Below are 13019 nucleotides of genomic sequence, written 5' to 3'. Positions count from 1 at the left end.
CGCTGAACACAATTCTGTGTTTGAAGGAGATCCATTCCTTGTAAAGGATAGCGAAAAATATTCCCATTTCAGGCGCTCCCCAATACACATTGGTATGCCGAGTACATAGATGATCCCTTGGTCAGGAAACTCTGAAGGCTTCCATCGAACAGGATCCTATGGTTCAATACAACGATTCTGTCGCAGAACGATTCTGTTGAGTTGAGGTCATGCGAACTCACTAGAACTGTCCGGTTCGGTGAAGTGGCGCGAAGTACTTCAACCAATTCATGCTGTCCGTCGGGATCGAGCCCCAAGAGAGGTTCATCGAGCAGCAGGAGATCAGGCGAGCAGAGGAGAGACCTTGTCAAAGCGAGTCTTTTTCGCATCCCCCGGGAGAATTTCGAAACTGATTTCACTCCAAATTCGCTGACGCCAAGTAGGCCCATCAAAGAATCCAGTGGAACCTCAACTTCGTAGGCGTGTCGGAAAAATTCCAAATTCTCATGCGCATTCAAGCCCCGGTAAAGTCCGTCTCCATCAAAACAGAAACCTACGCGTTTCCTGGAGCTAGGGCAACTTGGACTTCCATCGAGGAGAGATATAGAACCGGAATCCGGTTTAAGGAGGCCAAGGATCAGGCGAAAGAGTGTCGTCTTTCCAGCGCCATTGGGTCCGACAATTCCCACCGTTTCACCTGGATTAACGCATAACGACACCGCGTCCAACGCCAAAGTATCTCCCAGCTTCTTACTAACATCCCGAAGTTCAAACGCTGGCTGTTGTTTCATATGAACACTCATTCCAATCGCCGACATCTCACACACTGCGAGATATCTGCTCCGGAGGCGATTTCTAATAAATCTGCAATCGCTACATAGTTACCGGAGCTCAAATGAAAAGGCCTCATCGTGATCGGCTTCTAGAACGCGCACGGTTCGCGACACATGGCATCATCTGGATGGTCCGCCCCCCGCCCCCGGTCAATGGCCCAGAGACGGACGGGGTTCAGCTGCAGCCGGGCCAGTGTGGCATGTAGTCGCAGAGGCTCGCTGTCGGCTGGGGGTGCAGCAAACCGCCAGACTGTGTTGGCGAGAGCAGAGTTACGCTGGTACTCATCGTGAGCGACAGCAGCACTGTGAGTAGGTTGCGCATGAAGTACTTCCTCCAATCGGGGCTGTAGTAGGAAACTCTGCCTGTAGCCGGAGGCCAGCGGGTGTACCGACCGGAAGGTATGCCCATAAGTACACAGAACTTGTCCGAACGGACAGCGGATGGTGGGGTATGGAACTCGAGCGGGTTGGGAACTCTCGAGGCAAGACTCTTGAGGTAAGTGTTCTCGGTTTGATGATGCTTGCGGAAGCGGCTATCACCATCCCCAGGGGAGCGATTGTTGAGTTCACTGCTGCTTCATTGATCGTGTCTGCGGCCCTGTTGCGGGGGTCTAGCCCGCGTCTGGCCAAGTTGATCCTGGGTGTGGGGCTGGTGGTCACCTGTTTAGTCCCGCCTGAGCATGTAGCCATGTCCGTCTACATTCCTGTGGTTGTCGTCTTGTTCCTGTCGCAAGAGGAGTCTGTCGTCAGTGCCTTGGCGGTCGCGAGCGGAGGGTTTGGTTTGGGGCTTTGGGCCTCACGAAGAGCGGTGACGTGGTCTGAGTGGGGTAGCATCGCCAGCTTATGGCTTACCATCTATGGACTATCTCTCAGCATCGGAAGAGCGCTTCGGCGAGCCAGTCTCCAACGAGAGCAGCAACACCGCGATGAACTTGCTGCTCAACGGCGCAGAATCGCGGCGGAGTTGCACGACACGGTAGCGCACGACCTCACCTTGATGGTGTTTCGTGCAGAGTCTGCGCGACGCAGTTTGGAGACCGCCCCAGCGGAACTCGCGAGGATCGCAAGCTGTGGTCGTCGAGCGAACGAGCAGCTGCGCTTCATGATGCGTCTGCTACAGGTCGAGGAGTTCGTGCGTCCGAGTTCACTGAAGGAAACTGTGGGTGAGGTTCAGCAGGAGCTCGCAGCGGAGGGGATAGCGGTTACGATCAGCATCGACGGTAGCCTAGGAGCTATCAACGACAGGATTGGAGATTGCTTGGCTCGCGTCTTGAAGGAGGCGGGGAACAACGTGATTCGTCATGCTGATCGGGGATATCCGTGTTCCATCTTCGTTGAAGTGCGCCAGGACGAAGTGCACGTGGCGGTTCGAAATCGCCGAAGTCTCCCGGGGCGCGCCGCGAGTTATGGACTCGGGCTAGACGGCATGGCTCAAAGACTGGACATGGTCAACGGAACTCTCAGGGCTGGGCCGCAGGGAACGATGTGGTTGGTTGCAGCTACTGTTCCGCTGGTGGATTAGTTCTCTGGTCACCTTTCCGCAGGCGCGTTTTCGAGGTCGAGCGGCGCTGGGGCGTCCTGTTCGCCATGCTCCAGAACCGGGAGTCCTTAACCGAGCGCCCCCTGCGGCCCAAGAACCATCACGCCCTGCCCCTCGGCGCTGAGCGAGGAACCTAGGGACACCCCTTTTGGATCATTCGTGTGGCAGGGGCACAGAATCATCCCGGGCTCCGTGCCCGAACCCCTATAGCTTCACCAGAAAGGTAGTGGGGTGGTTTGGCCAGCGGCGACTTTCAGCCCCCGTACTAGGCGTACGGAGCCCCAGGTATCCAACAGTAGGCTTGGGGGCACGTAGATCCTCGCAACTGTGTGGCATAGGACTGGTACCGAGCGTGCCCGAAGTTATGGACTTTTCTTGTGTTCGGTGTCTCGCATCAAGTGACTAGCAAGATTGCGTGTTTGGAAAGTTGGGATTTGTCGGGTCATCCAGACCGCGGTGGATGCCTGGAGGGCGGTCCAGGCCAGCGCCTGATGTGGGCGGACTGCTGTGAACCCGGTGCGGCAAGCCTCGGTTTCTTAGGCCAAGTCGAGCGCATCGTCGATCTGCTCGCGGTAGAGCCGCTCGTACTTCAAGCTTTCCGAGGGTCTGAACACGCACGCTCTTCTGCGCAAGGAGTTGGAGACGCCTGCGGACATGGCGCAGCTTCGGGGGCGTGGTGGTGAATTGCTCGATGCGGAACACTCCACGTAGTCCGCGACCAAGGGTGATCAGGACGTTCTCACCGGGGTCAGGACGGCCCATCGAGGACGTATAGCACTAACCCCGTGCGTGAGTGCACCCCGGCACGGCGCGAGAGTTTGGCCAACACCTGCTTGACTGAAGAGACGCTGCGATGCAATTCCGTTGCTATCTGATCGTTCGTCTTGCCTTGACACAACATTTCTAAGACTTCCTTCTCCAATTTGCCGATCGCGATATCTGTTCGAAGTTGTTTTGGGGCGGGAGGCTGATAGGAACTACGGACAGAGGGCGCAAGCATCGTCACGCCTCTAGCGGCCATGTGGACGGCACGCACTAGGTCTTCGGGCGGGAGGTCCTTGGTTAAAGCACCCACTACAGTGCCTCGAAGGGCGTCGTCCACCTGAATCTTTTCCGGGTAAGACGTCAGATAGACGACCTTAGTGGTAGTTCGGGTTAGTGCTCGAGCTACTGTCGGACCATCCATGTTCGGCATTCGCACGTCGAGTAGCAGAACATCAACTTGGTCCCTGTCGATGTGCTTTAAGGCAGAGGCCCCACTCTCGTATTGGCCCACGACATCGATCTCGGGGTCCGCACGGAGAAATCCAGCCAAAGCACCGCGAACAGGCTCGTTGTCATCGCAGATTGCGGTTCGGATCGATTCCACGACTTGCAATCTAGCAGGGTCCGGGGCACCTGCTCGAAGATGAGTGCGCCTTTCTGTGGGGTCTCCTAGAGATGTCAACGGCTTCCGTAAAGGGGAAATGTCCGGCGGCTGAAGGGGGCCCTGCTTGGCGGCGTGCTCTTGGAGCGCCAACAAGCGCGTCGACCCGATGCGCTCCCAGACTGGCATGGCCCGCGAGGCGATCATCGACAGCTTTCTGGACCACTTCAAGGGCCAGTACCGCTGTGTGGAGCGTGACTACACCGATGACGAACTCGTGGAGGCCGCCGAGCTGGTGTGCACGAAGTTCGCCACGCAGGAGTGGGTCAAGCGGGTGCCCTGATCGGGCATCAGCTGCGGTGGCCGGGTTGGGCGACGGGCAGCCGACCGTGCACGAAGTGATACAGAACCGCTGCCACCAGGACCGCCAAGGCCAGTAGCAGGTACATGGTCGAGTGGTTGGTCGCCTGGATCACCAGCCCCAGCAAGACCGGCCCCAGCCCGATTCCGACGTCGGCCAGCAGCAACAGGGTGGAGATGCCGGTGCCCAGTTGGTGTGGGTCCACCAGCCGCACGGCGATGGCCTGACAGGCGGGCATCAGGGTGCCGTAGCCCAGGCCGGTGAGGCCCGGAGAGCATGACCTGCCAGTTGGCCTGCGCCGTGCCGAGCAGCGCCAGCGCCAGCGCGAAGGCGATGATGCCCAGATAGACCACCAGGTTGTCCCCGCGGCGATCCTGCAGCTTGCCGAGCACGAAGCGCATGATCAACATCGAGGCCGCGTAGGCCAGGAAGAACAGGCTCGCCCCGCGTACCAGTCCGGACTGTTCGCTGTAGGCATTGAGGTAGGTGATGACGCCCGCGTAGCACACGCCGATCAGCAACATGAAGCAGCCGATCGGCACGACGGCGGGATGGGCGATGGCGCTCAGGCTGAAGCGCGGACGGTGCCCCTGGGGGGTGAGCTGTTGGCTCCTCGGGACGCACCGGCAGCGAGACCAGCAGGCTGAGCAGGCTGGTGGCCAGACAGCCGAGGAAGAGCATCCGGTAGCCGAAGGAGTTCACCACGAACAGGCCCAGGGCGGGGCCGACCGCCGTGGCGAGCGTTGAGGCCAGGGCGAAATACCCGGTGCCCTCGGCGCGACGTCCGGCCGGGAAGGCCGACTGGACGATCGTCATCAGCGCAGTGCTGGCAAAGGCGTAGCCCAGGCCGTGCACCAGACGCACGAGGATCAGCAGCCAGAGACTCTGGGCCGGCAGGTAGGCGGCGCAGGAGACCATCACCACCACGAGTGAGACGAGCATCATCTGGCGCCGGCCCATGGTGTCCACCAGATGACCGGAGAACAGACGCGCGATGGTGGCGCCCGCGACGAAGGCGCTCGAGGCGAACCCGGCGGCGGCGTCGGAGGCGGCAAAGGCGCGCGCGGCGTAGAGCCTGAGCTCGATCGCAGCGCCACCGTCTTGCTGGCGCGGCTGGAGGCGGAGGGGGCCATGAGCGTGGGGCAGCTCGCCGACGCCTTCAGTCTCGACGTGTCCACGCTCCATCGGCAGGTCGCAGCCGCCATGAAGGCCGGCCTGGTGGAAAGGATCACCGATCCCGCTGGGGGAGCGGCGCGCCTGCACCGTGCCACCGAACAGGGGCGTCGTCGTCTGGCCGCGGAGTTGGCGGGACGACGGGAGTCCATCGGTCGAGTCGTCGCCGACTGGCCTGCGCAGGACGTCAGCGAGTTGTTGCGCCTGCTGCGCAGGTTCAACCAGAGCTCCGAAAGCATCCGGGAACGGCCCTGGCCAAGGCGGTGAGGCGCCAGACGCGGGGTTGAGGTGGGCTTCGTATGCAGGGGCCGACCATTTGACGTGGCAATTTCTGGCAACTGGGCATCCATGCCCGCATGGCAGCTGTCTAATTGCCCCGTTCCGCGACGTCGGCGTCGCAAGATCGCAACATTCCTTCCCTGATGTACAAGGTGGTTCATCGTGTCCCTGCTCGACTGGATCGTGGTCGGTGCCTTCTTCCTGCTGATGATCGGCATCGGCATCTGGTCAAAGCGCAAGAGTTCCGATTCCGGTGACTTCTTCGTCGGTGGCGGCAAGGTGCCGTGGTGGCTCTCGGGCGTCTCGCACCACGTCTCGGGCCACTCCGGTGTCGTCTTCGTCGCCTATGCCGCCATCGCCTACAACCTCGGCTTCACCATGTACGTGTGGTGGGCGCTGGTCATCGCCGGCGCCACCCTGATCGGCGCCAAGATCTTCGCCCCGCGGTGGCCACGGCTGCGGCAGAAGCTGGGAATCCAGTCGCCCACCGAATACCTCAAGATGCGCTACGGGCTTCCCGCGCAGCAGACCATCGCCTGGCTCGGCGTGTTGATGAAGCTGGTCGACATCGGCGCCAAGTGGGCCTCCATCGGTGTGCTGATGAATGGCTTCACCGGCCTGCCCATCTGGCAGGGCATCGTGCTGTCCGGCGCGGTCAGCCTGGTCTACATCACCATCGGTGGCCTGTGGGCCGACCTGCTGACCGACTTCGTGCAGTTCGGCGTGCAGCTGGTGGCCGGCATCGTCATCCTGATCGGCGTCGGGCAGGCCCTGTCGGCACGCGGCCTGAACTACCTGTCGATGTGGGGCGAGCTCAACCAGGTTGAGCCCAATTTCTCCAGCCCCTTCAACGGCAACTACACCATGCTGTGGTGCGCCCTCTACCTGTTCGCCAAGACCTTCGAGTACAACGGCGGCAACTGGAACCTGGCGGCCCGCTTCATCTCCACCAGCAATGGCAAGGAGGCCCGCAAGGCCGAACTGCTCAGCTCGCTGCTCTACCTGGTGTGGCCCCTGCTGATCTTCGCCCCGATGTGGGCCGGTCGCCTGCTGCACCCCGGCCTGGAGGATCCCGCCTCGCAGCTCTACCCGCTGCTCACCGACACCTACCTGCCGCACGGCCTGATCGGGCTGGTGCTGGCCAGCATGTTCGCCAGCACGATGGGCATGACCGTCTCCGACATCAACACGCTCTCGGCCGTGACCCAGCGCGACATCCTTCCGGTGCTCAGCCGCAAGTTCGACGAGGTGATGATGGGCGGTGCCGCATCCCTGCGCCTGGCACGCATCATCACGGTGCTGTTCACCGTGGTCACCGTGGTGGTGGGCCTCAACAAGGATGCCTTCGGCGACATCATCGGCATGATCATCACTTGGTTCGGTGCCTTGGTCGGTGTGACCGGCATGCCACTGCTGCTGGGCTTGTTCAAGCGCTTCCGCCACAGCGACGGCACCGCCGCGATCGTCGGCATCTTCTTCGGCATGGTCACCTTCGCGGTGAGCCAGATCTGGAAGGACGACTTCCCGGCCGACTGGGTCACCGTGGGCCCGATGCTGGTCAGCGGCATGTTCTACCTGCTCATCGGCGCCATCAACAAGGCCAGGGGCGTCGAGGTTCCGCGCGAGGTGGACGAGATGCTCGACTACGTCGGGACCAACGACGACCACGTGGTGGCCTGAGCCGACGAGGTCGACGGAAGACGACGATGGCCGGGTGGGAAGCGATCCCACCCGGCCATCGTGCTGCCGGGACGCTCAGAGGGCCCCGGTGCTGTCCTTCAGGCGGCTGACGTCGGCCGGGTGCATCAGGTTCTGCACCGAGAAGACGCGATCCAGTGTGACCTCGTCCAACAGGCCCCGTTCCAACACCACCTCGCGCACCGACTTGCCGGTGGCGGCGCACTCCTTGCCGATCAGGTCGCCCTGGCGGTGGCCGATCAGGTCATTGAGGTAGGTGACGATGCCGATCGAGCTCATCACGTAGTTGCGGCACTGCTCGGCATTGGCGGTGATGCCACTGACGCACTTGCTCTGCAGGGTGGTGCAGGCCGAGGAGAGCAGCTTGATCGACTCGAACATGCACTGGCCGATGACCGGCTCCATCACGTTGAGCTGCAGCTGGCCGGAATCGGCGGCCATCAGGACCGTCGTGTCATTGCCGTAGACCTTGAAGCAGACCTGGTTGACGACCTCGGGGATGACCGGGTTCACCTTGGCGGGCATGATCGAGCTGCCGGCCTGCATCTCCGGCAGGTTGATCTCGTTGAGCCCGGCGCGGGGGCCCGACGACAGCAGACGAAGGTCATTGCAGATCTTGGACAGCTTGAGTGCCAGGCGCTTCAACGCCGCGTGCACCATGACGTAGGCACCACAGTCGCTGGTGGCCTCGATCAGGTTGGGGGCCGGCACACAGGCGAAACAGGTGACGTAGGCGAGCTTGCGCACCGCCAAGGGGGCATAACCCTTGGGGGTGTTCAGGCCGGTACCGATCGCGGTGGCGCCCAGGTTGACCTCCAACAGCAGCCGCGCGGTGGCATCCAACTGCACGAGTTCCTCGTCCAGGGTGCACGACCAGCCGTGGAATTCCTGGCCCAAGGTCATGGGGACGGCATCCTGCAGCTGGGTGCGGCCCATCTTCAGCACCTCGGAGAATTCCTCGCCCTTGTGACGCAATTCCGTGGACAGTTCGCGCACGGCAGCGTGCAGACCCTTCAGGGCGGTGTAGACGCCGATGCGGAAACCGGTGGGATAGGCGTCATTGGTCGACTGGCTGCGGTTGACGTGGTCATTCGGATTGACGATGTGGTAGCTGCCCTTGGGGTGCCCCAGGTGTTCGAGGGCGAGGTTGGCGATCACCTCATTGGTGGTCATGTTGAGCGAGGTCCCGGCGCCGCCCTGGAAGACGTCGATGGGGAACTGGTCCATGCAGCGCCCTTCGAGGATCACCTGGTCACAGGCCCAGACGATGGCCTCGGCAACCTGCGACGGAATGGCCCCGAGCTCGGCATTGGCCAGGGCGCAGGCCTTCTTCACCTGGACCATGCCCCGGATGAACTCCGGAACCTGGTTGATCGTGACGCCGGAGATGGTGAAGTTCTCCATGGCTCGGGCAGTGTGGATGCCGTAGTAGGCGTCGGCCGGTACCTCGCGGATTCCCAGGAGATCCTCCTCCTGGCGAAAAGCGGAGCTCATCAGGTGATTCCCTTCGAAATAATGCGGCCAACATCGGATTGGCCGCAAATGATTCGGTGCTGACACAAACATGTCATGAATTGGGGGCGCTCGTCAGCTGATCTGGGCCGTTGTCGTGAAGGCGGTAGGTTGGGGGCCATGGAACTGCCCCAGATCAGTTGGATCGACCTGCCCGGCGTGGTGAACATGCGTGACCTGGGTGGCAAGCCCACCTCAGCGGGAAAGGTGACCCGGCACGGGGCCGTGCTCCGCACCGACAACCTGCAGGACCTGCCTCCCGAGTCGGTGCGCCGCATCGTCGACGACTTCGGCGTCACCGACGTGGTCGACCTGCGCACCCCGGTGGAACGACGGGGGACCGGTGACGGCCCGCTGAAGGCCGAGTCGCTGACCTTCCACGAACTCACCCTCTACCCGGAGCAGGCCGACGAGAAGGGCATCCCCGACGACCGCGACGAGGAACCCGATCGCCTGCCCTGGGAGGACGAGCAGGTGCTCGCCGATCGCAGCGCCCACAGCCACGAGGAGCACCTGGCCAACCACTACCTGGGCTATCTCTCGCAACGCCCCGACAATGTACTCAAGGCCCTGCGTGCCATCGCTCACGCCCCGGGATCGGTGCTGGTGCACTGCGCCGCCGGCAAGGACCGCACCGGCACCATCTGCGCCATGGCGCTGACGGAGGTGGGCGTGGCCCGTGACGCGGTGGTGGCCGACTACGACGCCACCAATGAACGCATCGAACTGGTCTTCCAGCGCCTGGCGAACACGCCGACCTATGCCGACGAGATGGCCGGCCAGACGGTGGCCGACCAGACCACCCCGGCAGAGACCATGCGGATGCTGCTGGCCAGCCTCGACGAGCTCTACGGCGACGGCCCCGACGGGGGAGTACGCGCCTGGCTGCGTCGCCAGGGATGGAATGAGCAGGACAGTGCCGCGCTGCACCGCAAGCTGCTGGGGGCCGACAACAAGACCGAGGAGAACCGATGAACGATCTTCCCCGCGCCTGGCAGGCCAGGACCGGAGTCACCATGATCGAGACCACCGTGGAGGTGGCCGATGGGGCGATTCCCGCCAAGCTCTTCCGCCCCGAGCACGGCACGGGTGCCGGAATCGTCCTGGTGCAGGAGATCTTCGGGATCACCAACTACCTGCACCAGCGTGCCGCCGACCTGGCCGACGAGGGGTGGACGGTGCTGTTGCCCAATCTCTACTGGCGGGTGGGCGGTACCGTGATCACCGAGGACGACCCGGCGGCCCTGCCGCACGCCATGGAACTGATGCAGGCCAACCCGTGGGACGAGACGGTGGGCGACATCCGTGACTGCGTCGCACACCTGCGGCAGCTGCCCGAGACCGGCTCGCGAGTGGCGCTGATGGGCTTCTGCTACGGCGGCGGGCTCGCCTACGCGGCGGCCTCCGGTGTGGAGGGTGACCAGCGTCCCGACGCCCTGGTCAGCTACTACGGTTCGGCCCTGCCGCAGATCGTCGACACGATCCCGGTGGTCACCGTCCCCAGCCTGCACCACTTCGGCGAGGCCGACGAGTACATCCCCTTCGCGGAGGCGCAGCGGATCGCAGGCGTGATCGGGCAAGGAAGCGACGTGGAGTTCAGTTCCTGGCCCGGCGCCGGCCACGCCTTCGACAATCCGCTGCCGATGTTTCACCACCAGCAGGCCAGCGAGGACGCCTGGCGCGAGACCTGGGTGTGGTTGCTGGAACACCACCCCGACGACATCAATCGGGTGCCCGGCGGCGCTGCCCCTCGCTGATCGCCTCACGGACCACGTCGCGGATCTGCGCTGGTGACAGGTCCTGGCAGACCAGGAAGGTCAACCAGGCCACCAGGGCATCGGTGGTCAGGTCACCGCCCGAGACCGCCCCGGTGGCCAGCAGCCCTTGGCTGACGGCGTACTGACCCAGGTGGACCGCCCCGTGCGGGCACTGGGTGGTCACCACCACGACGCTGCCCGCAGCGCTGGCGGCGCTCAGCGCCTCGAGTAGGGCCGGGTCGTTGTCGGGGGCATTGCCGGTGCCATAGGCGCGCAGCACCACGGCCTGCGGTGGCGGGGTCAGCTGGGCCGCCAGCCGTTCGGCCCGCAGCCCGGGGTGCAGGGTCAGCACCACCAGGTCGACGTCGCGGTACGGCTTGGGCCGCTCGTTCAACCGAGCCACGGGCGCGGCGGCCGCCTCCTCGGTGAAGACCAGCTGCGCCTCGTCGGTGAGCACGGCCAGCGGTGCGATGTTGACCGAGTCGAAGGCGTGGTCGTCCTCGGAGGAGATCTTCGTGGCGTGGTGGCCGGCCATCAGGGTGCCGTCGAACCAGATCGCCACCGAGGAGAACCTCGGGTCGAGGCTGCACCGCAGGGCGCCGCGCACATTGCTGGGCGCATCGCTGTCGTCGACGACGAAGGAGCGCTGGGCGCCGGTGAGCACCACCGGTTTGCCCATCGATCCCAGCGCAAAGTGTAGCGCTGCCGCGCAGAAGCCCATCGTGTCGGTGCCGTGCAGCACGACGAAGGCGTCGTGGCTGTGCTCGTGCTCGCGCACCGCGTCGATGATCCGCTGCCAGTCACGAGGCCCGGCATTGGAGGAGTCGATCAGTGGATCCAGGCTGACCAGGTCCCAGCGCAACCCCGGGAAGTCCGCGGCGACGAGTTCGTCGAGCCACCCCGGCAGGTCGGCACCGGGCTCCCAGCCGCGGTCGGTGAGCTGCATGCCCAGGGTGCCGCCGGTGTAGACCACCAGCACTCGTCGGGAGTCGGTCATCAGGCGTCCTTGTCCTCGGTGGTCGGGGTGGAGGTGTCCAGGAAGCTGGATTCCAGCACGGTGCCGTCGATCTTGTCGCGTACTGCATACCAACCGATGACCATGATCAGCGCGACGACCCCGAACAGGGTGATGGTGGGCTTGCCGATCTCATCGGCGAACCACATCATCACGATGACGCCCACCAGGAAGACGATGGTGGCCAGGTTGGTCCAGGGTGCCCAGAACAGCCGGTACTTCGGGCGCTCGTAGAGCCCCTGCTTGGCCCGGTGCACGAAGATCCAGTGGCTGACCATGATGCTGATCCAGGTGCCGGCGATGCCGATGCCGGCCAGGTTCATCACGATGTCGAAGGCCTGCGAGGGCCAGATGTAGTTGATCATGACGCCAATCAGGCCCAGCGCGGAGGTGATCACGATGCCGCCGTAGGGGACGGCATTGCGGTTCAGGCGCGCGGCGTAGGCGGGGGCGGAGCCGGCTACGGCCATCGAGCGCAGGGTTCGGCCGGTGGCATAGAGCCCGGCATTGAGGCTGGACAGGGCAGCGGTGAGCACCACCAGGTTCATGATCGTGCCCGCATTCTGCACGCCGATCGCATTGAAGAAGGTCACGAAGGGCGACTCGTCCCTGGAATAGGCGTGCCAGGGCATCAGCATGGTGAACAGCACGACCGATCCGACGTAGAAGAGCGCGATGCGCCACATCATCGAGTTCACGGCGCCCGGCATGATCTTCTCGGCATCCTTCGCCTCGCCTGCGGCCACGCCCACCATCTCGGTGCCGCCGAAGGCGAAGACCACGCCCAGGGCCAGGGTGACCATCGGGGCCAGGCCCTTGGGGAACAGGCCGCCGTTGTCGGTGATCAGCTGCGGGCCGGGGGTGTGGCCGGCGACCTGGTGGCCGGTGGCGATGAAGACGACGGCGATCAGCATGAAGCCGACGATGGCCGCCACCTTGATCATGGCGAACCAGAACTCGAACTCACCGAAGAACTTCACGCTCAGCATGTTCATCGCGAAGACGATCGCCAGGGCGATCAGGGCGATGATCCACTGCGGGATCGGGCTGAAGATGCTCCAGAAGTGCATGTACAGGGCGACGGCGGTGATGTCGGCCATCACCGTGGTGCACCAGTCCAGGAAGAAGAGCCAGCCGGTCACGTAGGCGCCCTTCTCGCCCATGAACTCGCGCGCATAGGAGACGAAGGCACCCGAGCTGGGACGATGGATCGTCAGCTCTCCCAGGGCGCGGACCATCAGGAAGGCGAACAGGCCACACAGCGCGTAGACGATGGCCAGGGAGGGGCCGCCGGCTGCGAGCCGGCCACCGGCACCGAGGAAGAGTCCGGTGCCGATCGATCCTCCGATGGCGATCATGCGGATGTGGCGGGGCTTGAGGTGCTTTTCGTACCCGTGGTCTGCGCGATCCTGTGACACGGGCCCGGTATACGGCGAATCCTTCTGTCGCATGAACTTTCTCCCACTAAACATTTTGCGTGGAGGCCTCATTGCCTCTGTTTCCGCA

Annotated in this window: 12 protein-coding genes and 1 pseudogene; 6 read left to right on the top strand and 7 right to left on the bottom strand. The window is 63.5% G+C overall.

The window, feature by feature from the left end:
• Nucleotides 1-68: 68 nt before the first annotated feature.
• On the bottom strand, nt 69-770 hold the full coding sequence (locus ACOAMO_RS13520; protein ID WP_420175265.1) for an ATP-binding cassette domain-containing protein: 702 nt from the start codon (nt 768-770) through the stop codon (nt 69-71).
• Nucleotides 771-1500: 730 nt separating this feature from the next.
• Between ACOAMO_RS13520 and ACOAMO_RS13515 the strand changes: the two genes are divergently transcribed.
• The gene (locus tag ACOAMO_RS13515; protein ID WP_420175264.1) at nt 1501-2334 is read left to right on the top strand and encodes a sensor histidine kinase; all 834 of its coding nucleotides are present in this window, start codon (nt 1501-1503) and stop codon (nt 2332-2334) included.
• Nucleotides 2335-3100: 766 nt separating this feature from the next.
• On the opposite strand, the gene ACOAMO_RS13510 is transcribed toward ACOAMO_RS13515, so the two are convergent.
• Complete coding sequence (locus ACOAMO_RS13510) at nt 3101-3721, bottom strand: response regulator (protein WP_420175263.1); 621 nt, start codon at nt 3719-3721, stop codon at nt 3101-3103.
• 124 nt (nt 3722-3845) lie between these two features.
• On the opposite strand from ACOAMO_RS13510, the gene ACOAMO_RS13505 reads away from it, so the two are divergent.
• Nucleotides 3846-4061, top strand: coding sequence for a hypothetical protein (locus ACOAMO_RS13505; protein WP_420175262.1), 216 nt, complete (start codon nt 3846-3848; stop codon nt 4059-4061).
• A gap of 7 nt (nt 4062-4068) precedes the next feature.
• Here the strand turns inward: ACOAMO_RS13505 and ACOAMO_RS13500 are convergent, their stop codons facing one another.
• The gene (locus ACOAMO_RS13500) at nt 4069-4317 is read right to left on the bottom strand and encodes an MFS transporter (protein WP_420177053.1); all 249 of its coding nucleotides are present in this window, start codon (nt 4315-4317) and stop codon (nt 4069-4071) included.
• A gap of 106 nt (nt 4318-4423) precedes the next feature.
• Nucleotides 4424-5264: pseudogene (locus ACOAMO_RS13495) on the bottom strand (MFS transporter); the annotation flags it as partial.
• Between ACOAMO_RS13495 and ACOAMO_RS13490 the strand changes: the two are divergent.
• Complete coding sequence (locus ACOAMO_RS13490) at nt 5211-5519, top strand: MarR family winged helix-turn-helix transcriptional regulator (RefSeq protein WP_420175261.1); 309 nt, start codon at nt 5211-5213, stop codon at nt 5517-5519. The pseudogene ACOAMO_RS13495 and the gene ACOAMO_RS13490 overlap by 54 nt on opposite strands.
• Before the next feature lie 174 nt (nt 5520-5693).
• On the top strand, nt 5694-7211 hold the full coding sequence (locus tag ACOAMO_RS13485) for a sodium:solute symporter family protein (protein WP_420175260.1): 1518 nt from the start codon (nt 5694-5696) through the stop codon (nt 7209-7211).
• A gap of 75 nt (nt 7212-7286) precedes the next feature.
• Here the strand turns inward: ACOAMO_RS13485 and aspA are convergent, their stop codons facing one another.
• Nucleotides 7287-8723 (bottom strand): aspartate ammonia-lyase, encoded by a 1437-nt coding sequence (gene aspA, locus ACOAMO_RS13480; protein ID WP_420175259.1) that lies wholly within the window; start codon nt 8721-8723, stop codon nt 7287-7289.
• A gap of 138 nt (nt 8724-8861) precedes the next feature.
• On the opposite strand from aspA, the gene ACOAMO_RS13475 reads away from it, so the two are divergent.
• Both ACOAMO_RS13475 and ACOAMO_RS13470 read left to right on the top strand, forming a co-directional pair.
• Entirely contained in the window at nt 8862-9716 is an 855-nt protein-coding gene (locus ACOAMO_RS13475; protein ID WP_420175258.1) for a tyrosine-protein phosphatase, read from the top strand.
• Nucleotides 9713-10498, top strand: coding sequence for a dienelactone hydrolase family protein (locus ACOAMO_RS13470; protein ID WP_420175257.1), 786 nt, complete (start codon nt 9713-9715; stop codon nt 10496-10498). Before ACOAMO_RS13475 ends, ACOAMO_RS13470 begins: the two co-directional genes overlap by 4 nt.
• Here the strand turns inward: ACOAMO_RS13470 and ACOAMO_RS13465 are convergent.
• Nucleotides 10464-11495: an asparaginase gene (locus tag ACOAMO_RS13465; RefSeq protein ID WP_420175256.1), complete on the bottom strand. Its 1032-nt coding sequence runs from the start codon at nt 11493-11495 to the stop codon at nt 10464-10466. The two genes, ACOAMO_RS13470 and ACOAMO_RS13465, sit on opposite strands and share 35 nt — an antisense overlap.
• A complete protein-coding gene (locus tag ACOAMO_RS13460; protein WP_420175255.1) occupies nt 11495-12964 on the bottom strand; it encodes an amino acid permease in 1470 nt (489 codons plus the stop codon). The genes ACOAMO_RS13465 and ACOAMO_RS13460 overlap by 1 nt, the downstream gene beginning before the upstream one ends.
• Nucleotides 12965-13019 lie beyond the last annotated feature (55 nt).

It is taken from the genome of Luteococcus struthionis (assembly GCF_048595755.1).
Lineage (GTDB): Bacteria > Actinomycetota > Actinomycetes > Propionibacteriales > Propionibacteriaceae > Luteococcus.
This window is presented reverse-complemented; position numbering and strand designations above follow the sequence as displayed.